Origin of the sequence: Cupriavidus sp. BIS7, assembly GCF_000292345.1 — a bacterium.
Lineage (GTDB): Bacteria > Pseudomonadota > Gammaproteobacteria > Burkholderiales > Burkholderiaceae > Cupriavidus.
Window position 1 is genome coordinate 18,369 of the sequence record NZ_ALOU01000034.1, and the last position, 25,397, is coordinate 43,765.

The following is a 25,397-nucleotide window of genomic DNA, read 5'->3' on the forward strand; positions in this document are numbered from 1 at the left end:
GTGCCGATACAGGGTGCGGGGCGTCACCGCCCGGTGAGATCGCGAAGCAGCTTCTGCACGATTTCCTCGTGTTGCTCCAGTGCCACTTCCAGCGTCAGCGCGCCATAGCTGTCGTTGCCTGACGCATCCAGTCCGGTCACCCGGGTAATGAACAGTGGCGTTTCCTTCGGCGCGGCTTCGGACACGCCGCGAAAGCGTGTTGTCACCATGCCGCCTGACTGCTCCAGCAGCGTCCGGCGGAAGACCAGGTCGTTCTCCGCCATCCAGCGCGACCACTCGTCGCGGTCGGCAACCTGTATGGGCCGGTTCTTCTCGTCAAGGATATAGAAGCGGGCCCATTTCGAGGGATCGTCACGAGACTTCGCCATGTTCACGAGCTTAACCCGGCGGCGCGTTCGTGCCCGCGTCTTTTCAGGATTTTTATGAATTCACCGCTTGCCATTGCACCAACCTGATGCGCAACGGCCTACGATGCAATCATCGAGTGATGCGGCGCGATGTTGCGCCAGACAAGTGATGGCGAAACAACTGCGGGTCATGGCATGCCGGGGCATCGCGCCATGAGCGATTCCACGCCTGGCTCGGCTCCACCAGCCGGGCTTCCGGCAACCGGGCCGCGGCCCGTCCCGCGTGTGGGTCATGCATCGCGTGATATCACGATGCATATCACGCTGGACGCCCAGCACGCCTGGCCGCTTCGGCAAGCACTGACGAGAGACTGCGCGGGCCGGTCATGGACCATCTGCGTCGCGGTGTTGCCGGGCGGCGGGCGCATGCGCCTGTCGCTGACGTTGCCGAGGAGCGCCGTCAGCGATGCACTGGGCCATATCGGCAACCTCGCACCGGGCGCCGAGGTCAGGCAGTTCTTCGAGATCCCGGACAAGCCTTCTGGCGCATGGCTGGATCTGATCAATGGCGCGGCGGCGCGAACCGGCCCGATTGATGGCGATTCGCTGCCACTGAGAATCGGCGGCATCCTGCATGAGGAGGATGTCGTGCTCGACATCGACGTGGCCGACCGGCCATCACTATTCCGGCAGATTGGCACGCTTGCGGCACAGCGCTACGGGCTCGATGCCGATGCCGTGGCCGCCAGCCTCGCGGAGCGGGAATCGCTCGGTTCAACCGCGCTGGGGCAAGGCGTGGCACTGCCGCATGGCCGCATAAGCGGTGTGCCACGGGAGGTGGCCTTCTACATTCGGCCTGCGGCGCCCATGGCGTTCGAGGCGCCCGATGGCTACCCCGTATCGGATCTGGTCTGCCTGCTGCTGCCGGACTGGGGCAACAACTCGCATCTGCATTTGCTGGCAAGCGTTGCTGAGCTTTTCTGTGATCGGCGCTTCCGGGAGTCACTGCGGCAATGCCGGGATGCGCAAGCCGTCTGCCACCTGTTCGCCAGCTACGCCCCGGAAGCCGATCGGGTCTGATACGGCGTCAATGCTGCTTCTGAAGGGAATCGGCCGGCATCACACGCAGCCAGCCTCCGGCCAGATACTCCACACGCGTGCCAAGCAGACGGCCCTCGCGATTCAGTGCCGAATGCAGCCAGGCCACGTCCTGGTCAGATGCCGCGCACAGGCGCAGCGCGCGCCGGCGCACCGGCCAGAGCACCAGGTCACGCAGCCGCCCGCTGCCGGGCTCGATGGTCGGGAAATACAGCAGACCCAGATCCGGGGCAAACGCGTCGTGCCCGCCAATACCCTCGTAGTCGTTGATCAGGTCGCCGCAACCATAAAGCACCAGCTTGCCCGCGTAGCACTCGATGGCCCTCACATGGTGCGAGGAATGCCCGTGGACGATGTCGACGCCCGCCTCGTCGATCAGCCGGTGCGCAAATTCCGTTTGTCCGGGTTCCAGCTCGAATCCCCAGTTCCCGCCCCAGTGGATCGAGGCGACGACCGCATGCACAGGGCCAGCGTGCGGCCTCGCCCGGCAGGCACGAACCTGCGCGGCAATGCGCTGGACACTTGCACCGGAGTAATCAGGCAGCCAGTTGACCCCCGGTCGACCGCGCCCGGCGGCCCACGGCAAAGGCGTGCCGGCATTCTCCATGGCATAGGCAAGCACGAGCACCACGCCGCCCGATACACCGAGGCACGCGGGTTCGGCCGCGGCATCGCCGTCGGTCCCGGCTCCGGCCAGGGCGATTCCCGCATTGCGCAGTACCGACAGGGTCTCCAGCAGCCCTGGCCTGCCCCAGTCGAGCACATGGTTGTTGGCCAGTACCGCGCAGTCGATCGCGGCGGCCGACAGGCAGGCGATATTGTCCGGATGCATGTGATAGTGCACGCCCTTGTCCGGCCACGCCGCATCGGATGTGGTGACAGCGGTTTCCAGGTTGACGATCCTGAGGTCCGGCTGCTGGATGGCCAGCACCTCCAGCACATCGCCCCAGATATAGCCGGGCGCCACCTGGCGAGGTATCGGCCCGGCCCTGCGCTCCGCAAGCGTGACGTAGTGCCCCGCATCGCGCACATAGCGCTCATATAGCGTTGGATCGCCGGGATGCGGGAGGATCTGGTCGATACCCCGGCCAGTCATCACATCCCCCGCCAGGAACAGTTTGAACGTGGCCATGGAGGCGGCTCCAGCGCGGTTTGCGCATCGGCGCCGTCGTTTCAAGATAGCCAACGCGGCTTGCCGCCACAATTCGCACTCTCCGCGCAAAGCGCACCTGTCAGCACATCGGCTCGATTGCAAACAATCCGTCCGGATGGTATCTTCCGGCTCCATGAGTGAAGCCCACCGCCGCCCCAAACAGCCGCACCTGATTCGCGACCGCCTGCTATCGGCCACCATCGACCTGCTCGTCGAAGAAGGAATCGGGGCCGTCACGCTGAACTCGGTGGCCGCACGCGCAGGCGTTTCAAAGGGAGGCCTGCAGCATCACTTCTCAAGCAAGCAGGAGTTGCTCGAAGCGTTGTCGGCCCAGGTGCTCCAGCACTTCAAGGGCCAGGTTGCCACGCTGGCCGACACCGACGCCGAGCCCCACGGCCGTAACACCCGCGCCTACCTGCACGCCTCTGCCGACGGCTTTGCCGAAACCGGCGAGCGCGAGTTGTGGAGGGCCGCCATGATGCTAGTCATGGCGCGGCCCGAGTTCCGCACGCCCTACCAGGAATGGGAATCCGGATCGCTGAACGCGGATCTGGATCTCTGCAAAGACACCACGAGCCTGCTGCTGTGCCGCCTTGCGGCCGACGGGCTCTGGCTGGCCGACCTGCTCGGCCATCGCACCATCAACGCTGAACAGCGGTTGGAACTGGTGCGCCGGCTCGAGCAAATGACGCATCCTCGCCCAGAACAAGCATGATCAAGCAAGTACTCCCGGCATCTGACATCGATGCCGCGATCGTCCGCGCACGAGACGCGCTGCTGGACCACCAGCACCCCGACGGCCACTGGTGTTTCGAACTCGAATGCGACGCCACCATCACGGCCGAGTACATCCTGATGATGCACTTCGTCGATGAGATCGACACGGCGCTGCAGGCGCGCATGGCAAGGTACCTGCGCGCAACGCAGCGACTCGATCGCCATGGCGCGTGGGACCTTTACTACGGCGGAGACCTCGACATCTCGTGCAGCGTCAAGGCGTACTTTGCGCTAAAAGCCGCGGGCGATCCGGCGGACGCCCCGCACATGGTCAGGGCACGCGAAGCAATCCTGTCGCGCGGTGGCGCGGCGAAGTCGAACGTGTTCACGCGCATCCTGCTGGCAACCTTTGGCGAAGTGCCCTGGCGCGCCACGCCGTTCATGCCGGTGGAGTTCGTTCTGTTCCCGCGCTGGGCGCCGATCCACATGGACAAGATTGCCTACTGGGCGCGTACCACCATGGTGCCGCTGCTGGTGCTCTGCTCCATGCGTGCCATGGCGAAGAACCCGCGTGGCGTCCATGTGCAGGAACTGTTCGTTACCCCGCCCGAACTGGAGCAGGACTACTTTCCGCGCAAGGCCGGCCTGCAGCGCGCGTTTCTGGCGATGGACCGCGTGGTTCGCCATCTGGAACCGCTGATTCCGGGCTTCCTGCGGCGCCGCGCCATCCGGCGTGCGGTGGAATGGTCCGAAGCGCGCATGAACGGCGAGGATGGCTTTGGCGGCATCTTCCCGCCGATGGTCTACAGCTACGAGATGATGGTGCTGCTCGGATACCCCGAGGACCATCCGCTGCGCCGCGATTGCACGGCCGCACTGAAAAAGCTGGTGGTGCACCGCGATGACGGATCGTCGTATTGCCAGCCCTGCCTGTCTCCGGTGTGGGATACGGCCTGGAGCGTCATGGCGCTGGAACAGGCGCCCGCCAGCGAGCGGTCCGCCACGGCTGTCGCCCGTGCCTATGACTGGCTGGCCGACCGTCAGGTTCTTGACCTGCGCGGCGACTGGGAACAGAACGCGGCACCGAACACGCCGCCCGGTGGCTGGGCGTTCCAGTACGCCAACCCGTATTACCCCGATATCGACGATTCGGCGGTCGTGCTGGCAATGCTCCACGCGCGCGGCAAGCGCACTGGCCAGCCGGACCGCTACGACACCGCCGTTGCAAGTTGCCTGGACTGGATCATCGGCCTGCAGTCACGCAATGGCGGCTTCGGCGCATTCGACGCCAATTGCGACCGCAATTTCCTGAACGCGATTCCGTTCGCCGATCACGGGGCGTTGCTCGATCCGCCCACCGAGGATGTTTCCGGCCGCGTACTGCTGGCACTTGGTGTCACCCGCCGCCCGCAGGACGCCACCGTGCGCGAGCGATGCATCGCCTACCTGCAGACCACACAGCAACGGGACGGAAGCTGGTGGGGACGCTGGGGCACCAACTACATCTACGGCACGTGGAGCGTTCTGGCGGGCCTGGGCCTGGCTGGCGTCGATCGCAAGCTGCCGATGGTGCGTAACGCGCTGCAGTGGCTGCGTGGCAAGCAGAACACCGATGGCGGCTGGGGCGAGACGAACGACAGCTATGCGCGCCCCGAACTGGCTGGCACCCACGAGGACGGCAGCATGGCAGAGCACACGGCCTGGGCAATGCTCGGCCAGATGGCCGTCGGCGAAGCCGATTCGGATTCGGTGCACCGAGGCGCGGCGTACCTGATCGATGCACAGAACGAGGACGGGTTCTGGCTGCACCCGCATCACAACGCACCGGGGTTCCCGCGGATCTTCCACCTGAAGTACCACGGGTACACCGCCTACTTCCCGCTATGGGCGCTTGGCCGGTACAGACGGCTGACAGCGGCAGCGGCGGCCGGTGCGGAACACGAGGCCGAACAGGCGGCGGAACCCACGACACAACGGACTACGGCGGACACCGCGCTGGCACCAGCCACCCTCTGACCGCGAAGCGATGTAAGGCGAGGCGCGCATGAAAATGCTACTGTCGCCTCATTCCAGCTTCAGCAGGCCACGGCATGCCAGAACACACGACGTATGCAGCAGCGAATCCGCCGTGGCTACGCGCAGCGCCCGCGCTGTTCCTGCTGCTGTGGTCCAGCGGCTTCGTGTTTCTCAAGCTCGGCCTGCGCCACGCTGACCCGCTGACCTTCCTGGCCTTGCGATATGCGTGCGTCGTCGGGCTGCTGATTGGCCCCTGCCTCTGGATCAGGCCCGCGCTCCCCGTCGGCATCAAGCCATGGCTACATCTGGCCGTGGTGGGCCTGCTGATCCAGGCCGGCTATTTCTCGTTCACCTACCTCAGCCTCAAGTACGGCATGTCGGCCGGCGCGGTGGCGCTGGTCACGTCGCAGCAACCCATTCTGGTTGGGCTGCTTGCACCGGCCATTGCCGGGGAGCGCGTGGACAGGATGCGGTGGATCGGCCTGGCCATGGGCGTGGCGGGCGCAATCCTGGTCATCACGGCGAAGTCATCGATCGATATCACCCCTGCCGCGCTGGCGTTCGCGGTGCTGGCGCTGCTGGCCATGACGGGCGGCACGCTGTGGGAGAAACGGTTCGGTACGACGGTGCATCCCGTGCTGTCCAACACGGTGCAGTACGCCGTGGGACTGGCGGTCACGGCACCGCTGGCCTTTGCGCTGGAGCCGATGCGCGTTGAGTGGACGCCCGAACTGGCGGGATCGCTCGCCTATCTCGTGATCGGCAATTCGATTGTCGCCATATCGCTGCTGCTGGCGATGATCCGCCACGGCGAGGCATCAAGGGTCTCGGCGCTGTTCTTCCTCGTTCCACCCACTACGACGGTTATCGCGCTGCTGGTCCTTGGCGAACCGATCCCGCCGATGGCGTGGCCGGGCATGGCGCTGGCGGCAGCCGGGCTGTATCTGGTGATGGGCAGGCGTGGTTGAAGCTGTGTTAAGCGGTGTGAAGCGCGTGTGAAGTGCGGCAGCCCTGGGCGGAGTGGTCCGATCTAAGGTACTCAGTGCGCGCCGGGCCGACGCTTTCCGCGCAGCAAGGCGATAACGCGTCTTTCCGCCAGCACCAGGACGTAATCGAAGATCCTCGCGTCGGATGACAATGAGCACCACGCGTCCCAGAACTCTCGTCGAACCACTTCCACGGGTACATCGTAGGCCTCGGCAATGCGTTCGATGGCACGATCCCCGGAAGCCGGTCGCGCCGCGCCGCGGGGCTCCGGAGCAGCAGGTATGGCCGGGCTTGAACGATCCGCTACTGCTTCAGGTGCGCGATACATGGCGAGTCCTTCGCGATGGACGGTCCTCGAGTGTAGACGGTCCGCCGGACATTCCAATACCGCAGATCTACTGCTTTTGATCTAGTTCGCGTTCTTAATTTTCCATAAATTTTCACTGGGTCCGGTGTGACCTGAACGCGTGCATGTCGCTCCCAGTTGGGCTTTGGGCCAATGGAGATGCCGGGCGCTTCCGGCTAAGGTGATTGGCGACAACGATGGGAGAAGCGAATGAAACACCTGGCCAGCCTGATCATGATTTCCGCTACCCTCTGCGCCGCTCCGGCATGGGCGCAGTCGGCTTCCGGCGCCGCCGCGTCGCATGCAAGCAATGACGCAATCGTGAAGATGCGTCAGGAGGTTGCTGCGGCAAGGAAGACCTACAACCAGAAGGTAGCCGACGCGAAGAAGATCTACGACGAAGCCAAGGCCGCCGCTGCCAAGGAACGTGATGCCGCGATCTCGGCGGCTCATGCGGCCGCGGGCCAGAAGTAGCCCTGGCGTCCGGATAGCTTCAGACTCCACACGCCGATTGCCGGAGCCCGGCACTTTCCCGGGCTCCGGCAATCGTTCGCATTGACGCCTTATGCTCGGCAGCCGCGCAGGGCCGCCGACGTATCCTCTGCTGCCCCTGGTAACTACGCCGAAGCGGCTTGCGGCCCGGCACCTACCGGCTCGGCCAGCGGAATATCGCCCCGAACCACCAGCACGGGCACCGAACCGTGCCGTACAAGGGTTTCCGCAACACTCCCCAGCACCACTCGCTGCAGGCCGCTGTTGCCGTGCGTGCCGATGACCACCAGGTCTGGCTTGCTGTCCTGCAGGTCGTGAATCAGCCTGTTTGCGACATCACCGAGCGTGGACATGTCATCGATCAGCCTCTCGGAAAATTCGATGCCCGCGCGCTCCGCGTGATGCGCGGCCTTGGCCAGCAGGGCCTTGCCGGCCGCCACCCGATGCTGGCGCTGCTCCGCAATCTCGTCCGAATGCGCCTTGAATCTCAGGAAGCCATAGTCGATGACATGGACGATTTCCAGATGCGCCCCGGTGGCGCGGGCCATCCGGACGGCTTCGTCCAGCGCACGGGACGAGCAATGGCTATCGTCGATCGGGACCATGATTTGGCGGTACATGTGGGACTCCTGTGGGATCTGCGTTCCTCGTCAGGATGACGAGGAATCTCACACGTCACTCTAGGTGGCAGGCTCGCCCATGCATTGACGTGACGCAAGCTGCCACCACTCTCAATCTAGGCGAGTCTGCGAACCTGCGCTTGCAGCCCCACGAACACGCTCTCGGCGAGATCGGCTGGAAATCCTCGCGGCAGCACGGCCGCGGTTTGCGCGATGGCCTGCCCGGTGGCGGCCGTCAGTTCCGCGATGATCGCTTCCACCTCATCCACGCTCATGCCCACCTGCCGCCCTTGCTCGAACCAGTGGCGCCGCATGATCTGCGCCAGCCGGTAGTGATTCTGGCTTCCTCGCACGGCCATGGCGAGCCGGGCTTTCTGTGGAGCAATCTGGCTGGCCCCGCCACCCATGATCGGGTAGGCGGAAAGCACGTCATAGAGCGGCGTCGACCAGTATCGACCGCCCGGCCCGATAGACAGGCTGAAGTTCTTGGCATGCCCGTCCGTGGCCGCCAGCAGCCAGAACAGGATCTGTGTCTTGAAGAAGTTGCGCCGGTCATGCGCCGCGGTCTCGGAACCGGCCAGCACCGCCATGATTTCCGCGATGCCAGGCCCGCCGTCAGCCTGGTGCTTGGCCAGCACCGAAACGCCAAGTGCCTGGCAGAAGTCCTCCTGCGGCAGGCGGATGATCCAGCTTTCGTCCGGCGCCAGGCGGCGGTCAAAGCGCTCCACCACCAGCGCCTTCTGGTCCTCGAAGCGCGCAACCTCGCAGTTTGCGACCGGCAGTCCGTAGTGCCGCACAAGCTGGGCGCAGAGCCATTCGTTTTCCACCGACGTACGCATGTCGGCGCGCATGTTGCCAACCAGGCCAAGCGGCAGTTTGAGGATGTGCGTGGTCGGCGTACTGCCATGTGGCAGCAGCCATTGGCCGTCGCGGCGCAGCAGCGCGGTCTTTTCCTGCGCGCCGGCAATCGACAGGCGCAAGTCGTCCTCATCGGCATGCTGGCCAAGTGGCACGCGCCGCGTGGTGTCCCGCAGCAACCGGGCAATCCCGGCTTCGTCAAGCGGCGTGCCGTCGATGGAATGCAGCGCCTCGGGTACCGCGTCATCCGGCAACAACTGCAGCGCGCCCACGCAATCGCGGCCAAGCGCGGACAGCAGGTCGAACGGCCCTGTGCCCTGCGTGCGGTGGCGCTGCGCCAGGCGGCGGCGAATGGCGTCGCTGTCGGGCAGCAGGTTGTCGAAGTAATCGGTGACGACCCGCCCCCGGTACGGTTCGCTGCCGGAACGGAACGGCAACGACAGCGACAGTGGCCGGCCCTGCGCATTGCCTATCCAGTTCTCGTCGTATGTGAAGGATTCACCGTCGGTGCCCTGCTCCCAGGTACCCGTGAACAACCCGTTCATCCAGACGCCAAGCCGGCGCCTGAGGGGACGTCGTCCCATTACCAGTCCTCGCTATTCCCGTTCTTCTTCTGGCGCCCGGCCGGTGCGGCCTTGCCCCGCGGTGAGAGCACCAGTTCCACTTCCAGCGCCTGCAGCACGGTCAGGATGCGTGCCATGCTCGCGCGGCCCGGATTGGCTTCCAGCCGTGCATAGCTCTGCTGGCTCACACCAAGCCTTGCCGCGAGTTCGGCCTGCGTCAGGCCGTGCGACTTGCGGAAGCCCTGCAGGATCGGGCGTAACTGGCTGATGATGCGGATTGGATAGGTCGTGCTCATGCGAAGTCTTGCGGAGTCTGGCGTCGGGGCTGACAACTCATAGGTTGTAAAGGCGTTTTACTACTTATAGGCTGTAAATTCAAGATACAACCAATATGGTGTAAATCAGATTTACAATCTATACGTTGTAAAGCGTTGCGCAGTTGTCGTTGCTTCAGGTGATTGCTTCAGGCGTTCGCTTCAGTCAGCCGGTTCAGTCAGCCGATTCACGCTCACGCAGGCGCCAGCCAGCGGCCTCTGGCAGGCCCAGCGCATCCACGGGCGCGGATGCCACCAGCGCCAGCACGGCATCATTGCGGCGCCAGGTCACGCCGTTGGCCTGGGACATCGGCGCCGGCAGCGCCTCCACCACGTGCCCCATCATGGTCTGGAACAGGTTGCCGCCGTGGCACTTGATCCACGCTTCCTTCAAGGTCCAGAGCTGGAAGAACGTTGCAAGCCGCGCCGCGTCTTCGCTTTCCGGCAGCAATTGGGGCAGCGCCGCGCGCTCGGCCTCGGTCGTGGTGGCCTCGATCAGCGTATCCAGGTGCTTGCGCGGCTGCAGTTCCTCGATATCGACGCCCACGGGCGTATCGGACACCGCGCAGGCCAGGCAATCACCTGAATGCGCAATCGAAACGAAAACCGGCATCCCGACCGCGCCGCTTGTATGCGTTGCAAGGGGCGGCGAATCCTCGGCGGCCGAAAGCGCCCACTCGGCCGCCTCGCCACCGAACGTCACCGCCAGCAGCCGGCGCGCCAGCCAGCGGCCTGCGGCAAACTGCTCGGCACGCGCCTGGGCACGCATTGCGGCCAGCCGCGCCATTTCCTCTGGCGACATCCAGCGAGCCACGGGTGGCGCCATTGCGGCGAAGGCCATCACAGATCCGGTACGCAGCGCGAGCGGCATGGGAATGAGGAAGGGGTTTCAGTCGTTCCAGCGGCGGAAGACCAGCGACGTGTTGATCCCGCCAAATGCGAAATTGTTGCTCATCACGCATTCCGTGTCGATACGGCGGCCGTCGCCCATGATGTAGTCCAGCGGCGCGCAGCGTGGGTCCGGGCTTTCCAGATTGATCGTCGGGGCGAACCAGCCATCCCGCATCATCTCGATCGACATCCACGCCTCCAGCGCGCCACAGGCTCCCAGCGTATGGCCCAGATAGCTTTTTAGCGAGCTGATTGGCATGCGCGAGCCGAACACGGTGTGCGTGGCGTGGGATTCCGCTACGTCGCCCTGGTCGGTGGCCGTACCGTGGGCGTTCACGTAGCCAATCTGCTCCGGCACAACGCCGGCATCGTCCAGCGCCATGCGCATGGCCAGCGCCATCGTGCCGGCATGAGCCTGGGTCACGTGGACGCCATCGCTGTTGGTGCCATAGCCGACGATCTCGGCCAGGATCGGCGCGCCGCGTTGTTGCGCGTGCTCCAGCTCCTCAAGCACCAGCGTGCAGGCGCCCTCGCCCAGCACCAGGCCGTCGCGCCGTGCATCGAACGGCCGGGGCGTCGCCTCGGGCGAGTCGTTGCGCGTGCTCGTGGCAAACAGCGTATCGAAGACCGCCGCCTCGGTGGCGTCGAGTTCTTCGGCGCCGCCCGCCAGCATCGCCACCTGCCTGCCCATGCGGATCGTCTCGAACGCATAGCCGATACCGTGGCTGCCGGACGTGCACGCGCTCGACGTGGTCAGGATGCGCCCCTTGATGCCAAAGAACACGCCGATGTTCACGGCCGCGGTGTGCGGCATCATGCGGATATACGTGGTGGCGTTGACGCCCTCGGTGGTGCCATCGCTCATCATCCGCGCAAAGTCCTGCGCGGCCGACGGCGTGCCTGTCGACGACCCATACGCGATGCCCATCTGCCCGCCGGTGACCAGTGGATGCCCGGCCAGGCCCGCATCGGCCAACGCGGCTTCCGTGGCCAGCACCGACATCAGCGAGACGCGGCCCATGGTCCGCGTGAGCTTGCGTGTGTAGTGAGGCGGCAATGTGAACGGTGGCACCGGGGCGGCAAGCTGCGTGTTGAGGCCGCGGATCTGGCTCCACGCCGGCATCCGCACCACGGCGTTACGGCCACTGGCCAGATGCCTGCGCACCGTAGCCCAGTCATTGCCGATGGCGCTGATTGCACCGGCCCCGGTTACCACCACCCGCTTCATCCGAACATGCCCCCGTTCACCGAAATTACCTGCCGCGTAATGTATCCGGCGTCCGGTGACAGCAGGAACGCCACCGTGGCGGCCACCTCGTCCGGTGTTCCCATGCGCCGCGCGGGGATCATCTTCAGCGCTTCCTCGCGCACGTGTTCCTCTACCATCTCCGTGTCGATCAGGCCCGGCGCCACGCAGTTCACCGTGATCTGGCGCTTGGCCAGCTCGATTGCCAGCGCCTTGGTGGCGCCGATGATGCCGGCCTTGGCCGCGCTGTAGTTGGTCTGGCCGCGGTTGCCGACGATGCCGGAAGCCGACGACAGCGTGACGATCCGGCCGGGCCGCCGCCGCTGCACCATCGGCAGCACTACCGGATTGAGCACGTTGTAGAACGCATCGAGGTTGGTGTGGATCACCTCGTCCCACTCCTCGCCGCTCATGGCCGGGAATGCCGCATCGCGCGCCAGGCCCGCGTTGCAGACCACGCCGTAGTAGCAGCCGTGCTGGTCGATATCGTTCAGCAGCACGCTGGCAGCGGCCTCGCGCTGGCCGACATCGAAATTCAGCACGCGCGCATTGCGGCCGAACGCGCGTACGGCGTCGGCCACCGATTCGGCATCCTGGCGGCGCGCGCGGCAGTGAATCACCACGTCATAGCCGTCGCGTGCAAGACGCAGCGCAATGGAGCGGCCGATGCCACGCGATGATCCCGTGACAAGCACGGTCTGGGTTGTCATGTCTGCTGCCCCTTGATGTCTGCCTGCTGGAGTGCCTGCTGGAGTGCCTGTGCATCGGCAGGCTGGAATACCGAAACCGTGGCCCGCGCAACCTCGCAGCCGTCCATCGCCAGTGTGCACGCGAACAATGAAAGGCCGTCGTCCCCGGCCATTTCGAGTTGCACGCGAACGGTCAGTTCGCTGCCCACCGGAAATGCCGCCACATCGCTGGCGTAGCGGCGCGAGCCCAGCAGGAAACCGGGGCGAGGCCCATGGCCCGATCCGCGCGCCTGCACACCAGCCCATGCCGCGATCGTTTGCGCCATGTACTCGATGCCGATCCACGCCGGCATGCCCGCTTCGTCGACGAACAGCTGCGTCGGCCTGACCGTGGCGCGCGCCATGCACGCCGTGTCATCGGCCTCAAGCAGTTCGTCGATCAGCCGCATTGCGCCGGCATGCGGCACGACTTGCGCCACGGGCGGCAGCAGATCCGGCCGATGCCGTGGCTTCGATAACGGTTCAGGAGCGGTCATCTTTAGCCCTCTCCCATCGCCAGCACGCAATTGCTGCCGCCAAAGGCGAACGAATTGCTCATGACGTGCCGCACCGGGCGGCCAAGCGACTCATTGCCACCGACCAGATGCAGCGCGGGCATCGACGGATCGGCTGCGCCGTCCCACCAATGCGGCGGCAGCCGGCCTTGCGGGTTGTCGGTCAGCGTCAGGTACATCAGCGCCGATTCCACCGCGCCCGCCGCGCCGAGCGTATGGCCGGTCTGCGGCTTGGTGGAACTGACCGGCACGTCGCGGCCAAACAGGTCGGCCACGGCATGCGCTTCCATGACGTCGTTCTGCTCGGTGGCCGTGCCGTGCAGGTTCAGGTAGTCAATGTCGGCCGCGCGCAGGCCGGCCCGTGCCAGGGCCTGCTGCATTGCCAGCCGTGCGCCGGCGCCGGACGGGTCGGGCGCGGACATATGATGCGCGTCTGAAGTCTCGCCCCAGCCCGTCAGGCGCACGGGGCCGGCCTCGCGCGACATCAGGAACAACGCGGCGCCCTCGCCAAGGTTGATCCCCTGCCGGTGTATGGACATCGGATTGCAGCGCGCCGCGCTCACGGAATCGAGCGACAGGAATCCGGAGATCGTGAACCCGCACAGCGTATCGACGCCCCCCGCAATCGCCACGTCGACAATGCCGTGCTGCAGCAGCCTTGCTGCCGCCGCCATGGCCTTGGCGCTGGACGAGCATGCCGTGGAGATCACGAATGCAGGCCCGCCCACGCCAAGCCGCCGAGCCAGATAGCGCGCCGGCGAGCCAAGCTCCTGCTGGCTGTAGTGGAATTGCGCGGGCCACGCACCCTGCGTGACGTGGGCGTGCACGGCATGCTCGCCTTCGTAGATGCCGGAGGTGCTGGTGCCAAGCACGATTGCCACTCGCGTTGGCCCAACCGTTGCCAGTGCGGCGTCCACTGCAGGCCGTAATCCGGCCAGCGTGCGCTCCAGCATGGCGTTGTTGCGGCTGGCCAGTTCCAGCGGCGTGCCATCGGGCAAATCGACGGCGGCGATCGGTTCACTGACGGTACCCAGATGCAATGGGTTACCGGGCGTATAGCGGTCGGTCGTCTCGCCGCCCGATGGACCGTCGCTGCGCCATAGGCCTGCACGCACGGCTTCGTTGCCGCTACCGAGCGCGCAGATCACGTTCATCGCGTTGAGGTAGATCGTCATTGCGTTCCCCCTGCATCCTGCAGCGTGCGGATGGTCAGCCTGTACCCGTCGCGCAGCTGCGTGAACAGCGTGGTGGCGGCATCGGGATAGCGCACCTCGGCCACAATCTCGCTGCCGTTCCGCAGGCGGCGCATGCCCGGCGTGGCTTCGATGTACCAACCAGCGGGCAGCGCGGCCTGGATCGCATCGACAGGCCACAACGACAGTTGCATATCGCTGAGGATGCGCTCGGGCTTCAGTTCGGCGGGCGCCCACGGTGCGCGTGTCACATGCAACTCGTGGCCATCCCAGTCGATTCGCGCCAGTACCTGGCCGCCTGCCACGGCGGCCAGCCGCGTATGCGCGGCATCGGCCTCCAGCAGCGCGATCATGTCACGTGTCTGCTCCCCCTGTGGCGACGGAAACTGCACCGTGATCTGCTGCTGCAGATTCAGCGTCCTGCCCAGCGAGGCGGGCGGCAGCCGCAGCAGCGGCGCTTCCGTCGACGTCGGGGCAACGGTGGCACAGCCAGCCAGCGCTGCCAGCATGGCAGCGGCCGCCAGCAGGGATGAAAGACTCAGGCGTCGCAAAACTGCTCCAGTACGCTCAGCCGCCGGCGCGAATCGGTCACGAACGGATTCTTGAGGTCCCAGGCGTAGCCGGCCAGGATCGACGAAATCATGCAGCGAATATCGGCCGGAGAGTCCGGATGGAAGATCAGCTTCTGGAAGCTGCCTTCATACCAGGCTTCCACAAAGGCGCGGAAACAGTCGACGCCGGCCTTCAGCGGCCTGGCGTAGTCGGTTTCCCAGTCCACCGCTTCACCGTCCAGCTGGCGCGCCACACAGGCGGTGGCCAGGCTGGCCGACTTGAATGCGATGGTCACGCCCGACGAGAACACGGGATCGAGAAACTCGCCCGCGTTGCCAAGCAGCGCGTAGCCATTGCCCCACAGCGAACGGACATTGGCCGAGTAGCCGACGATCTGGCGCGCCGGGGTATCCCACTGCGCATCCTTCAGCAGCGTCGCCAGCCCGGGTTCCTCGCCCACCAGCGTCTTCAGACGCGTCATATCGTCGCCGGCGTAGCGATCGAGGAAGCTCTTCTCGGCCACCACGCCCAGCGAGCATCGGCCGTTGGAGAACGGAATCGTCCAGTACCAGACATCGACGTGTTCCGGATGAACGCCCACGCGGATCTTGTTGCGGTCGAACGTGCCTGCGGGAATCCCGTCGGCCACGTGTGTGAAGATGGCCGCGCGCACCGGGAAGTTCGACGGCGACTCCAGGTCCAGCAGACGGGGCAGCACACGGCCGAAGCCCGAAGCATCGAGCAGGTAGCGCGGCTCCACCACATAGGCGTTGCCATCCGGGTCGCGCACGGTGACGACCGGCGCCGTGCCGCTGACATCCACCGCTTCCACGACATGGCGAAAGCGCACTTCGGCGCCCTGCTTCTGGGCCTCGCGGATCAGCACGTCATCGAACTGCGCACGCTGCACCTGATAGGTGGTGCCCCATCCCGGCGAGAACTTCTCGCGGAAGTCGAAATCGGTATAGCGATCGCCACACGCGAACGCCGCGCCGTTCTTGTACTGGAAACCGGCCTCCACCACGGCCTGCAGCATGCCCGCTTCCTCGATGTAGGCCATGCTCTGCGGCAGCAGGCTTTCCCCGATCGAAAAGCGCGGGAAGGTTTCCTTTTCGATCACCAGTACGCCAATGCCGCGCTTGCGCAGCAGTCCAGCCGCCACGGAGCCCGCCGGGCCCGCGCCGACGATCAGCACATCCACTTTTTCCTTGTTCATGGAGTTCCTTCCTGATTGATCTGATGCGATACGTTTCCGGGCAGCGGCCTGAACCACGGCGACATCACCCAGACCGCACCCACGCCCGACAGCATCGTCGCGCCAAACGCGTGGAGCGCAGGCGTGGACGACAACGCGAGCAGCCCGAATGCCAGCAGTGTGCTGGCTGCCCCGAGCACGATGGCGGTCCATGACTCGCCATCGCCCGGATGTTCGAGCAGAAAAATGCCGTAGTCCACGCCCACGCCCAGCAGCAGCGCCAGCGCAAGCACGGAGAACAGTTGCAGCGGCACGCCAGTCCAGCCCAGCACGGCCACGCTGAATGCCGCCGCCATCAGCGTCGGCACGAGCGCGCGCCAGCCGGAACGGCCGTAACGCCAGGCCAGCAGCAGCGCTACGCCCACCGCGCCCGCCAGCAGGAACCAGCTCATCAGCACGCGATAGTGATGCAGCAGGTACGAGATATCCGCCACGCGGTCCACCCATTCGGCGCCCGGCACCTGCCGCACCGACGCGGCTATGCCCGGTATCGCCGAAGCATGGTCCAGGCCGCGCAGCAGCATCACGCTCGCATAGCCGTTGCCTTCGTGGCCGAGCCACAGCTCCCGCAGCGTTTCCGAAAGCGGCTGCGCAAGCCACGCGTCCAGTGTCAGCACCGCATCTGCCGCCGGGGCTGGCGGTGCGGCAATTGTCCCGCCGAGTGTGCTGGCCACGCGCTCACGCACGGCGGCCGCCTGCCGATCTGACAGTGCCGCGTCCACGCGCTGGCGTCCGGCGGATGGCACCCAGTCAGAGATCGCGACGAAGCCGGCCAGATCGCCGTGGCGGATTGCGCCGGCCAGCGCAGCCTTGATGGCCTCTTCCCGCGCGAGTACCTCATCCGGCGTGGCACCACGCACAAGGATGAACTGCGCGGGGCTTGGCGTGCCCAGCAGACGCCCCGCCGTACGCTGCGCTTCGATCAGCGCGGGCGGCGAACTCTGGAGCTGGCGTATGTCATCGGCCACGCGCACCTGCCAGATTCCCGTGACGATGAACAGCAGCAACGCGGCGATGCCAAGCCAGGTGCGGCGGTCGTTGCGCGCGTACGGCCAACGCTCCAGGCTATCGGCAAGCCATGTCGACATGCGCGTGGGCCGCAGATTCCCGCGATCCAGGAACGGAAACCAGAACAGCACGGTCAGGAACGCGGTAATCAGGCCAACCGCCGAGAACAGCGCCATCTGGCGCAGCCCGGGGAACGGCGCGATCCCGAGTGCAAGGTACGCCACCACGCTAGTCGACAGCGCCAGCGCCAGCCCTGGCGCCAGAAAACGCATGACCGCCGGCGGCGTGGCACGCGGCATCGCCTGCCGCGACACGAAGTAATGAATGCCGAAATCCTCGGCCACGCCCACCAGGCTGGCGCCGAATACCAGCGTGATCAGGTGAACGCGGTCGAACACGATCGCCGTGGCGGAGATCGCCGCGGCCGTGCCGATCAGCAGCGACAACCCGACCAGCACGATGGGCCGCAACGAACGGAAGGCCAGCCACACCAGCAGCAGCACGGCGGCCAGCGAACCCCAGCCGATTACGTTCATTTCCCAGTTGGCCTGTGCCGCCGCCGCTTCCGCGTGCAGCGGAATGCCAGCCGTCACCACGCGCACGCTGTCATCACCATGGCGCGCAGCCGCTTCCGCCGCGCTTAGCAGGTCACTGTAGTCAGTGTTGCCATTGGCCGAGAACGCGGGCTTGGTGATGCGGTACGAAAGCAGGACCCAGTCCTTGCCGTCGCCAGTCACCGTGGCCAGCCCATCGCGCTCATGAACGCGGGTCACGGCGGCACGGGACAGCCACCAGTCCTGCCACAGGCCAAGCGGGTCGGATGCCCAGTCGGTCAGCCGGGGCCCGGTGGAAAACTGATAGAGCCGCGTCAGCGCCTGCCGGGCAAGCGTATCGGCATCGGTCGTCTGCAATTGCTCGCGCTGCGCATCGGTCAGAAGCCGATCGCGCCAGGGCCGGTAGAACGCCAGCGCCGCATCGAAATCGAATGCGGCGATCTTGTCGACCGGTTTCAGCAGCGCACCGCTGCCGGCAGTCGCCTGACTGAAACGCTGTGCCGCGGCGCGCGTTTTCGCCCAATCAGAGCCGCCCACGAGGACCACGATCTCGCGCGATACACCATCTGTCAGATGGCGCAGCACGCGGTCGGCCGTGGCGGTTCGCTCGCTGGTGGGCAGCAGTGCCATCACATCGGTATCCAGCCGCGACGCTCGCCAGAACTGCACCTGATGCGCGACCAGTGCGATCACCAGCAACAGCCAGCCGATGGCCAGCAGGCGCTCGCGGCGGGTGAGCCCGCCCTGCATCGCCATCCCGTGCGCCAACTCATTCAAAACGTTGTTCCTCCGAAGCACTGAGCCTGTCCACACCTGCGGGGTCGATCATCCTGACCACCGTGCTGTCGCCACTGGCTTCCTCAAGCCTGACGTCACGCACGAACCGGTCTCCGGCCAGATCGATCCGGACGAAGGCACGGCGTACGCCGGCATCGGTCGGCGTCAGCGTCAGCGTCCACCCGGACTTGCCAACCAGCTTGCCAGTCACACTGAACCGGGTGGACAGGCTGCGCAGGTCACCACGCAGGACGGCAATCATCGATTCTCCGACCATGCGCATGGCCGGCTGGGCATCGGCCTGCATCTGCTGCTGGACCTTGCCGTCCGCACCGCGCATCACAAGCTTCTCGGGCGTAACCAGCAGGCTCGACACCAGCGGCTCACGCGTGGTCCACACCACGCCACGGCCGCGCGCCAGCACGAAATCGCCGCGCGAGACCAGCGGGTTGCTGAAACCGGCCAACCTGCGCGTCTGCTCGAACTGGCCGTGGATCACCGGCGCATCGGACAGGCGCGCGGCCACGGCGGCGGACAGGTCCTCCGCGTGCACCGGCAGCACGGCCACGGCACCCAGCGCGATCATCGCGCGCAGCACAACCCGGCGCATCATGACGACACTCCAAGCCGCTGCAGCAGCACTGGCGGGCTGACGTACTGCATTTCCTGCGTCGCCATGTCCACGGCCACCTGGATCGAATGGCCCTTCGTCAGCCGCGCGCCAGTTGCGGCATCGCGGATCTCGTAGTCGATCCTGAGCCGGTTTTCCCATTCCACGAACGTGGCGCGCACGATCGCGGGCTGGCCATACCGGAGCGGACGCACGTACTTGACGCGTACGTCGACGATCGGCCAGGCATAGCCCGAAGCGCACATCTGCGGATAGTCGTAGTCGATCTGCTGCAACAGCGCGCAGCGCGCCAGTTCGAAGTAGCGCAGATAGTTGCCGTGCCAGACCACGTTCATCGGATCGAGGTCGTGAAACGCCGGCGTCAGCGTGATCTCATGACTCAGTGTGTTGGACATCGCGTTCCTGTGCGGGATGCTGCATGTCTCGGCGGCCGATGCTGATCGGATCGTCCGCCCAGAAATCGTAGAAATTGAACCAGTCGTATGGCGAGCGGGCCACCAGGTCTTCGAGCCACTGCGCGTAGGACGCAGCGAGTGCCTCCAGGCTTGCCTCGCGTCTGGCTCGCGGCAGCTTCACTGCGCGCTCCAGTTCGGTGAAACGAATCAGGTGCCCACGGCCTTCACGCACGCAGCCCATTGCGAACAGCGGGCACTTCAGCAGGCTGGCCAGTACGTAAGGCCCCACCGGAAAGCGTGCCGGGGCGCCGAGGAATGGCACGCGTACCGCCCTGCCCCCGTGGGCCGGCGCGCGGTCGCCCGCAATCGCCACGAACTCTCCGGCCTCGACGCGAGCGGATAGTTCCAGTGCGGTGGCCGGCGAAATATCGTCGATCTGGTAAAGCTGCAGCATCGAATCTGGATCGAGCCGCGCCAGAATGCGGTTGAAGCGCTCGGCGTGCGCGCTGTTGACCAGCACGGTCAGCCGCAGGCCGTCCAGGCGATTGGCCATGGCGCGGCAAAGCTCCAGGCAACCGACGTGGGCCGTCATGATGATGCCGCCGCGCCCGCTGGCAATCTGGCGGCGCAGCACTTCGGCACCTTCCTTCGAGACTTGCTCGAAGCGATAGCGCCCGCCGATGGCCAGCAGCTTGTCCAGCAGCGTATCGCCGAACGAGAACAGATGCCGCAGCGAATGGCGCCATGTGGGCCGCGTGCCAATAGCACTGCTGGCGGCTTCCACGCGCCCGAGGTATTCCATCGATGAGCGCCGCGCCAGCGGATAGGCCAGCCAGAAATACACCACCACCGGGTACATCACGGCACGGAACAGCAGGCGGCCGAAGGCTCGGTACAAGCCGTACAGCAGCCAGATGCCCCACACGCACGTGGCTTCGCCGATCGCGCTCCAGTGAGGCGACTGGCGAGATTGAGCCGATTGCGAACGCCCGGAGCGTGGGGATTCGGGGTGCACGATACTCATGCCGGGCGCACCTTGCGCCATAGCAGGCGCGGCATGCGCCAGAGCATGCCGAAGAACAGGCGGGTCAGCATGCCCGTCATCAGCACGTTGTCCTGCAGAAGCCTGAAATGCGACACGCCGTCGGTCGGATACGTCACGCGCGTGGGTACGTTCACGACCGATGCGCCGCGCCAGTACATGCGCACGATGACCTCCGTGTCGAATTCCATATGGCGCCCAAGCTGGACGTCATCCATCAGCGCCGTCACGGCATCGAGCGGATAGACGCGCAGGCCGCACATGGAATCGCGGATTTCGAACGACAGCGTATTGATCCACACAAGGATGTGCGTGAGGTAGCGGAAATAGAAGCGGTGGCGCGGCACCGATTCGTCGTAGACCGGGCAGCCGGCAATGACCGCCGCCGGATTCTCCTGCGCCAGCGCCAGAAAGCGCGGGATGTCGGCAGCATTGTGCTGGCCGTCGGCATCGATCTGCAGCGCGTGCGAATAGCCAAGCTTTGCGGCCGCCTCAAAACCGGCCATCATCGCCGCCCCCTTGCCACGGTTCTCCGGCAGGCGTATCAGCAGCACACGCCCGGGATTGGCGTCGGCAAGATCGCGCAAGACCTGCTCGCATTCAGGACCGCTGCCGTCATCGACGAGCAGGCAGGGCCACGGATGCCTCAGGATGGCCTCGACCATGGCTCCGATGGCATGCTCGTGGTCAAAGACCGGCACCAGCACGATGGGACGAAAAACGGCGGTCATGAAACTGCGGGGTGAAAAACGATCTTGCCGCTCGCGTGCGAGCCGGCGTCGGAGGTTAGTCGGAAAGCCAGTGCGCAAGCGTCGGGCTGCCAGGTGATGGCAAGCCGCACGGTGGCACCGGGACGAATCACGGCCTGAAATTTCAGCACATCGAGCCGCGCGAAGCGTTGGCGCGGGGGAACAGCCAGGCGCTGCGGCGCGAGCGCCATGACCCAGTCGACCTGGGCCACGCCGGGCACGATTGGCGCACCGGGGAAATGGCCGTCGAAGATCGCGAGATCCTCGGCAATATCAAGCTCGGCCGTGGCGGACGTATCGTCCGCCTCCAGCCACCGCACTGCCGGAATACTCCTGCGGAACAGCTCGCGCAGCATCGCTTCGGTGGTCTTGCCCTGTGCGTTGCACGGCAGCGCAGCCGGAAAGTCCCACCGGCGCGGCAATGCCACCGGGTCCACGCTGTCGGCAAGATGGCGGCGCAGCGTTGCAATCACCGCCTGGCGCCCTGCGCCATCACGCATCGCCTGGCCTTCATCGCCCAGGACCACGACGGCGCCCACACGGGTGCCAACAGCCGTGTCGATCACCAGTGCGCGCGCTTCGCGCACAAGCGGTGACAACGCCAGCCGCTGTTCGATCGCGCTCAGCGAAACGCGCTTTTCCTCGATCTTGACGATGCGGTCTGCCCGGCCGGCCAGCACGAAGCCGCCATCGCTGGCGGGAAGTGCACGGTCCGCGCACACCTGCCAGCCATCGTCGGCAAGATGCCCCGAGCGCACGGCCAGGAAACCGTCCTCAAGCCGCCATGCCACACCGGGCAACGGCGTCCAGCGATCGTCCCGCGTGGCACGTTGACGCCATGCAATGCCGCCGGTCTCCGAACTGCCAAAAACCTCGATCGGTGACAGGCCGATATGGCGCAACACATCCGACGCGGCCTCCGCAGGCAATGGCCCGCCCGACGAGAACACCGCGCGCACCACGTCACGCGCAGCACGCCAGTCCAGCGCCTCGGGCATCCGTTTCAAGTGAGCCGGACTGCTGACCAGAACCGCCGGCGCCGGGTCTTCGGCGCAAGCGGCAACCAGTTCCTCATGAAAGGCCAGGCGCGAAGCCGGCAGTGGCCGGCCGGCGGCCAGCGGCCAAAGCACCGTGAACAGCAGGCCGTAGATATGCTGATGGGAAACCGTGGTCAACAGTCGGCTGTCGGCTGGCAGCAAGGCGCCAAACGCCTGTTCGAGCGCATGTACCTCCGCGTCGAGTTGGGCCAGCCGCTTGACTATCGCGCTAGGCGCGCCGGTCGAGCCAGATGTGAATAGCGTGAGCCACGTGTCCTGAACGTCAAGCGGCGGCCATTCCAGTGGCGCAGCCGCCGCAACCGCCGCAACCGGTTGCAGGCCATGCGGAAGATCGCCGGCCATGCCATCGACCTGGCCGTTCAGCACGGCGAGTGTTTCGGGCCGTGTGTCTCCGGGCAGTACCACGTGCTTGCCCGCGTACCACGCGCCGAACAGCGCCGCGGCGAACTCGGCCGGGCTTTCGACATGCAACGCCCAGCGGCTTCCGGGAGCGCCCAGGAACGCCTGCCGCCAGGCCGATGCCCGTGCAACGAATTCGCTGGCCTTGTCCTGCCCGGCCAGCGCGGGCATCACTGAGCCGACTCCGTACATGCGATCACCCATGGTGGTCCTCCGCATGTGCGGACTTCACGCGCTGGCGCACCAGCCATTCTCCAACAAACATCAGCCCGATCAATCCATAGGCAATACCGCCGTTATAGAGCGCCCAGACCCGGTCGCTACCGGCCAGCGCCGTGACAGCGGCTATCGTCCCGTTCAGGACAAAGAAAACGCACCAGGCCTGCGTGACGCGGCGTGTATAGGCCACGCCGGCCGGCGGCAGGTCCGGTTCGCGCAGGCGGGCAAGCCGTTCAACCAGCGTCGGCGGATGGCGCAGGCTCCAGCCGAACACGCCGAGCATGGCCATGTTGACCAGCACGGGATAAAGCTTCAGCGGCAGCGCGTGGTCCGAAGCGAACACCGCAATCGCCAGCACCCCGGCCAGCAGCGCCGTGACGCGCCAGCCAGCCTGGCGGCTGGTGCCGGCGCGCAGCAGTGCAAGCGCCACCAGCGCCAGCGCCATCACGCGCGGCGAAAAGTGCTGCAAGCCAAGGTAGATCACGAGCGGGTAAGCCATCGTCAGCAGCCCCAGCCCCCATTTTCGCCATGCCATGTCTCTCTCAGGCGGTGGCCGTTGAATCGATCAGTTGCGCCAGTGCCTGCACCACGTCGCGCACGGTCCTCACTGACTTGAACTGCTCGGGCTGAAGCGGCCGGTTCAGCAGCGGCTTCATCTTCACGAGCAGGTCCACGGCATCGATGCTGTCGATATCGAGGTCGTCATACAGGCGCGCATCGAGCGTGATGCGTGCGGGATCGATCTCGAAAGTCTGATCGAGCACTGCCGCCACGCGAGCAAAGATTTCGTCGTGCGTCATGGTATGGCTCCGTGTTCCCGATTAGCGGTTACCGCGGCGTCATGCCGCGGCCTGCCCGCGTTGCGACGCAATGTAGGCGGCCAGCGTCGCCACGCTCGCGAATCGGGCGCGGACCTCCTCCTTCTCGCCCTTCATGGTGACGCCGTAGCGCTTCTGCAGCGCCAGGCCAAGTTCAAGCGCGTCGATGGAATCGAGCCCGAGCCCCTCCACGAACAGCGGCGCGTCGGTGTCGATATCTTCCGCCTTGATATCTTCCAGTGACAGCGAGGTGATGATGAGTTCCTTGATTTCCTGCTCAAGCGACTTCACGGCGGATCTCCCGAGAAAAATAGTCAGATAGTGAATGGTTCAAGCGGCGCACGGCCTGGACGGCTTCCAGTCCGTCCGGCACCCACTGGGCGACGCCGACATCGGGATGGACATCGATGACGAAACGTGGCCGCCGTTGCGGCACGCGGTACCACTTGTCGCCTTTTGTCAGCGTAGGCGGTTCGCAGCGGATCACCACAGGCGTGAGGGCGATGTCACCACGCACGGCCACATTGGCTGCGCCGCGCTGCAGTTGCAGCGGCGCACCGGGCCGGGTACGCGTGCCTTCCGGAAAAATGATGAGGTTGTTGCCGGCGCGAAGTGACGCAATGCAGTCGTCGACCATGGCCGCGCCGCCACTGTCGTTGCGGATCCAGCCAGTGGACCGTATCGCCCCGCGTGTGAACGGGTTGTGCGCCAGCGCGGCCTTCACGACGCAGTTCGCGTTACGCGTGAGCGCCATCAGGAACACCACATCGATCAGCGACGGGTGGTTGGCCACGATCAGCAGGCCCGTCCGGCGCAGGCGCTCGGCATGACGCACCTCGTAATCGAGCACGCCGACCGCACGCATCAGCCACAGGAAGGCGCGAAGCGCGTACTGGATCACGCCACGGCAGATCCGCTCCCCCCGGGCGCGCGACCACGGTGCAAGCGACAGCAACGGGAAGACCAGCACGCCCAGCAGCAGGCCGCCGATGCCGAAGACCGCGAAGCAGAACGCCGTGGCGCAGACGCGCCAGGCGCGGTCAAGCCGGTCAATCATGACGACTCCACCGCCAGACCGCATGTTCGGTGCGATGCAGCAACTGCGCATCCCCGGCCAGCACGAAACGCAGGATATCCAGTCCATGCGGCAGCAATGGATTGCCCTGGGCGGCAGGATCTTCGGCAGCATCAACTCCGACGAGTTCAAGCCGCCATGCCGGCGCGCCCGTGCGCGGCTGCCCAACCCTCCAGGCCCAGCCATACAGGCATTGGGGCTCGTCGGCATAGGCCAGATACGGGTCGGGAAGCGGTGTGTCGTAGCAGACCAGCAGTACCTCCGGGGCGCCATCCGCCAGCAGCGCGCAGGCTTCGACCACGGCGGTCTCGACGGTGTCCCGCCCAGCAGAGAGCGCCTGCAGGTTCGTGGCGGCGCCCCGGTCGATCGAAAACATCGCCCCGATGGCATTGTGTACGGACAGGCCGAACGCGGTGGGCGAAACCGGCTGGTTGGCGGCAAGCTCGCTCAGCATCGAAAAGGCGCGGTGGGAATCCCCGTGACGAGAAGCAAAGACGGCAGGCATTCCGCCTGCGTCATTGGCGGCGATCTCGTAGGCGGGATGTAGCGCGGCACGTCCGGTAGCGTTGACACGGCGGCGCAACATTGGCGCCATCGCGGCAAGCGCAGGCAGATCCGTTCCTTCTGGCAACCATGGGGCTTGGCTCCATGCCTGCCAGTCGGCGTGTGTCTGCAAAGCCGGCGCACATGCCGCCCATGCGCGAATTTCGAATTCAAGTGTCATGCCTTGCGCGTGGGAGGATAGTGACCCGGTCCGCCGTCAGATGTAATCGGATGAATA

29 protein-coding genes are annotated in these 25,397 nt (G+C 65.7%); 5 read left to right on the forward strand and 24 right to left on the reverse strand.

Translation table 11 applies throughout. The annotated features are described in order from the left end of the window. Positions 1 to 23: 23 nt before the first annotated feature. Entirely contained in the window at positions 24 to 368 is a 345-nt protein-coding gene (locus tag B552_RS0112440) for a hypothetical protein (RefSeq protein ID WP_035879774.1), read from the reverse strand. 291 nt (positions 369 to 659) lie between these two features. Between B552_RS0112440 and B552_RS27465 the strand changes: the two genes are divergently transcribed. After that, positions 660 to 1,427 (forward strand): PTS sugar transporter subunit IIA, encoded by a 768-nt coding sequence (locus B552_RS27465; protein ID WP_035879777.1) that lies wholly within the window; start codon positions 660 to 662, stop codon positions 1,425 to 1,427. Positions 1,428 to 1,434: 7 nt separating this feature from the next. On the opposite strand, the gene B552_RS0112450 is transcribed toward B552_RS27465, so the two are convergent. Then, complete coding sequence (locus tag B552_RS0112450; RefSeq protein ID WP_019449351.1) at positions 1,435 to 2,577, reverse strand: CapA family protein; 1,143 nt, start codon at positions 2,575 to 2,577, stop codon at positions 1,435 to 1,437. A 154-nt stretch (positions 2,578 to 2,731) separates the two neighbouring features. Here B552_RS0112450 and B552_RS0112455 point away from each other — a divergent pair, with 154 nt between their 5' ends. The 3 genes from B552_RS0112455 (at position 2,732) to B552_RS0112465 (ending at position 6,299) form a co-directional block, all read left to right on the forward strand. Next, positions 2,732 to 3,313 (forward strand): TetR/AcrR family transcriptional regulator, encoded by a 582-nt coding sequence (locus tag B552_RS0112455; RefSeq protein ID WP_019449352.1) that lies wholly within the window; start codon positions 2,732 to 2,734, stop codon positions 3,311 to 3,313. Then, complete coding sequence (gene shc / locus B552_RS0112460) at positions 3,310 to 5,331, forward strand: squalene--hopene cyclase (protein ID WP_019449353.1); 2,022 nt, start codon at positions 3,310 to 3,312, stop codon at positions 5,329 to 5,331. The genes B552_RS0112455 and shc overlap by 4 nt, the downstream gene beginning before the upstream one ends. A 74-nt stretch (positions 5,332 to 5,405) precedes the next feature. After that, positions 5,406 to 6,299 carry a DMT family transporter gene (locus B552_RS0112465; protein WP_019449354.1) on the forward strand — a complete coding sequence of 298 codons (894 nt, stop codon included), beginning with the start codon at positions 5,406 to 5,408 and terminating at the stop codon, positions 6,297 to 6,299. Positions 6,300 to 6,370: 71 nt separating this feature from the next. Here B552_RS0112465 and B552_RS28430 read toward each other — a convergent pair whose 3' ends face one another. Beyond that, positions 6,371 to 6,646: a DUF3562 domain-containing protein gene (locus B552_RS28430; protein WP_083860285.1), complete on the reverse strand. Its 276-nt coding sequence runs from the start codon at positions 6,644 to 6,646 to the stop codon at positions 6,371 to 6,373. A 228-nt stretch (positions 6,647 to 6,874) separates the two neighbouring features. Here B552_RS28430 and B552_RS0112470 point away from each other — a divergent pair, with 228 nt between their 5' ends. Next, a complete protein-coding gene (locus B552_RS0112470) occupies positions 6,875 to 7,138 on the forward strand; it encodes a hypothetical protein (protein ID WP_019449355.1) in 264 nt (87 codons plus the stop codon). Positions 7,139 to 7,281: 143 nt separating this feature from the next. On the opposite strand, the gene B552_RS0112475 is transcribed toward B552_RS0112470, so the two are convergent. The 21 genes from B552_RS0112475 to B552_RS0112575 form a co-directional block, all read right to left on the reverse strand. Next, on the reverse strand, positions 7,282 to 7,776 hold the full coding sequence (locus B552_RS0112475) for a universal stress protein (protein WP_019449356.1): 495 nt from the start codon (positions 7,774 to 7,776) through the stop codon (positions 7,282 to 7,284). A 116-nt stretch (positions 7,777 to 7,892) separates the two neighbouring features. Beyond that, a complete protein-coding gene (locus tag B552_RS0112480; RefSeq protein WP_026035594.1) occupies positions 7,893 to 9,218 on the reverse strand; it encodes a type II toxin-antitoxin system HipA family toxin in 1,326 nt (441 codons plus the stop codon). Beyond that, positions 9,218 to 9,493, reverse strand: coding sequence for a helix-turn-helix domain-containing protein (locus B552_RS0112485; protein WP_019449358.1), 276 nt, complete (start codon positions 9,491 to 9,493; stop codon positions 9,218 to 9,220). The genes B552_RS0112480 and B552_RS0112485 overlap by 1 nt, the downstream gene beginning before the upstream one ends. 193 nt (positions 9,494 to 9,686) lie before the next feature. Continuing rightward, complete coding sequence (locus tag B552_RS0112490; protein WP_237718200.1) at positions 9,687 to 10,352, reverse strand: 4'-phosphopantetheinyl transferase superfamily protein; 666 nt, start codon at positions 10,350 to 10,352, stop codon at positions 9,687 to 9,689. A 48-nt stretch (positions 10,353 to 10,400) separates the two neighbouring features. Next, positions 10,401 to 11,630: a beta-ketoacyl-ACP synthase gene (locus B552_RS0112495; protein WP_019449360.1), complete on the reverse strand. Its 1,230-nt coding sequence runs from the start codon at positions 11,628 to 11,630 to the stop codon at positions 10,401 to 10,403. Next, positions 11,627 to 12,358, reverse strand: a complete 732-nt coding sequence (gene fabG / locus B552_RS0112500) for a 3-oxoacyl-ACP reductase FabG (RefSeq protein WP_019449361.1) — start codon at positions 12,356 to 12,358, stop codon at positions 11,627 to 11,629. The genes B552_RS0112495 and fabG overlap by 4 nt, the downstream gene beginning before the upstream one ends. Further along, a complete protein-coding gene (locus B552_RS0112505) occupies positions 12,355 to 12,873 on the reverse strand; it encodes a hotdog family protein (RefSeq protein ID WP_019449362.1) in 519 nt (172 codons plus the stop codon). Before B552_RS0112505 ends, fabG begins: the two co-directional genes overlap by 4 nt. 2 nt (positions 12,874 to 12,875) lie before the next feature. Then, positions 12,876 to 14,066, reverse strand: a complete 1,191-nt coding sequence (locus tag B552_RS0112510; RefSeq protein ID WP_019449363.1) for a beta-ketoacyl-ACP synthase — start codon at positions 14,064 to 14,066, stop codon at positions 12,876 to 12,878. Then, positions 14,063 to 14,635, reverse strand: a complete 573-nt coding sequence (locus tag B552_RS0112515; RefSeq protein ID WP_019449364.1) for a DUF3261 domain-containing protein — start codon at positions 14,633 to 14,635, stop codon at positions 14,063 to 14,065. Before B552_RS0112515 ends, B552_RS0112510 begins: the two co-directional genes overlap by 4 nt. After that, positions 14,623 to 15,852 carry an NAD(P)/FAD-dependent oxidoreductase gene (locus B552_RS0112520; RefSeq protein WP_019449365.1) on the reverse strand — a complete coding sequence of 410 codons (1,230 nt, stop codon included), beginning with the start codon at positions 15,850 to 15,852 and terminating at the stop codon, positions 14,623 to 14,625. Before B552_RS0112520 ends, B552_RS0112515 begins: the two co-directional genes overlap by 13 nt. Further along, positions 15,849 to 18,230 carry an MMPL family transporter gene (locus B552_RS0112525; protein WP_237718201.1) on the reverse strand — a complete coding sequence of 794 codons (2,382 nt, stop codon included), beginning with the start codon at positions 18,228 to 18,230 and terminating at the stop codon, positions 15,849 to 15,851. The genes B552_RS0112520 and B552_RS0112525 overlap by 4 nt, the downstream gene beginning before the upstream one ends. Then, positions 18,223 to 18,843, reverse strand: coding sequence for an outer membrane lipoprotein carrier protein LolA (locus tag B552_RS0112530; protein ID WP_019449367.1), 621 nt, complete (start codon positions 18,841 to 18,843; stop codon positions 18,223 to 18,225). The genes B552_RS0112525 and B552_RS0112530 overlap by 8 nt, the downstream gene beginning before the upstream one ends. Beyond that, positions 18,840 to 19,256: an acyl-CoA thioesterase gene (locus B552_RS0112535; protein WP_019449368.1), complete on the reverse strand. Its 417-nt coding sequence runs from the start codon at positions 19,254 to 19,256 to the stop codon at positions 18,840 to 18,842. Before B552_RS0112535 ends, B552_RS0112530 begins: the two co-directional genes overlap by 4 nt. Next, positions 19,234 to 20,280: an acyltransferase gene (locus tag B552_RS0112540; protein WP_026035596.1), complete on the reverse strand. Its 1,047-nt coding sequence runs from the start codon at positions 20,278 to 20,280 to the stop codon at positions 19,234 to 19,236. Before B552_RS0112540 ends, B552_RS0112535 begins: the two co-directional genes overlap by 23 nt. Further along, on the reverse strand, positions 20,277 to 21,029 hold the full coding sequence (locus B552_RS0112545; RefSeq protein ID WP_019449370.1) for a glycosyltransferase family 2 protein: 753 nt from the start codon (positions 21,027 to 21,029) through the stop codon (positions 20,277 to 20,279). Before B552_RS0112545 ends, B552_RS0112540 begins: the two co-directional genes overlap by 4 nt. Next, entirely contained in the window at positions 21,026 to 22,708 is a 1,683-nt protein-coding gene (locus B552_RS0112550; RefSeq protein WP_019449371.1) for an AMP-binding protein, read from the reverse strand. Before B552_RS0112550 ends, B552_RS0112545 begins: the two co-directional genes overlap by 4 nt. After that, positions 22,701 to 23,258: a membrane protein gene (locus B552_RS0112555; RefSeq protein ID WP_019449372.1), complete on the reverse strand. Its 558-nt coding sequence runs from the start codon at positions 23,256 to 23,258 to the stop codon at positions 22,701 to 22,703. The genes B552_RS0112550 and B552_RS0112555 overlap by 8 nt, the downstream gene beginning before the upstream one ends. 7 nt (positions 23,259 to 23,265) lie before the next feature. Then, positions 23,266 to 23,523 carry an acyl carrier protein gene (locus tag B552_RS0112560; protein ID WP_019449373.1) on the reverse strand — a complete coding sequence of 86 codons (258 nt, stop codon included), beginning with the start codon at positions 23,521 to 23,523 and terminating at the stop codon, positions 23,266 to 23,268. 39 nt (positions 23,524 to 23,562) lie between these two features. After that, positions 23,563 to 23,832 (reverse strand): phosphopantetheine-binding protein, encoded by a 270-nt coding sequence (locus tag B552_RS0112565; RefSeq protein ID WP_019449374.1) that lies wholly within the window; start codon positions 23,830 to 23,832, stop codon positions 23,563 to 23,565. Further along, positions 23,819 to 24,598, reverse strand: coding sequence for a lysophospholipid acyltransferase family protein (locus B552_RS0112570; protein ID WP_019449375.1), 780 nt, complete (start codon positions 24,596 to 24,598; stop codon positions 23,819 to 23,821). Before B552_RS0112570 ends, B552_RS0112565 begins: the two co-directional genes overlap by 14 nt. Continuing rightward, the gene (locus tag B552_RS0112575; RefSeq protein WP_019449376.1) at positions 24,591 to 25,340 is read right to left on the reverse strand and encodes a beta-ketoacyl synthase chain length factor; all 750 of its coding nucleotides are present in this window, start codon (positions 25,338 to 25,340) and stop codon (positions 24,591 to 24,593) included. The genes B552_RS0112570 and B552_RS0112575 overlap by 8 nt, the downstream gene beginning before the upstream one ends. Between the last annotated feature and the right edge of the window lie 57 nt (positions 25,341 to 25,397).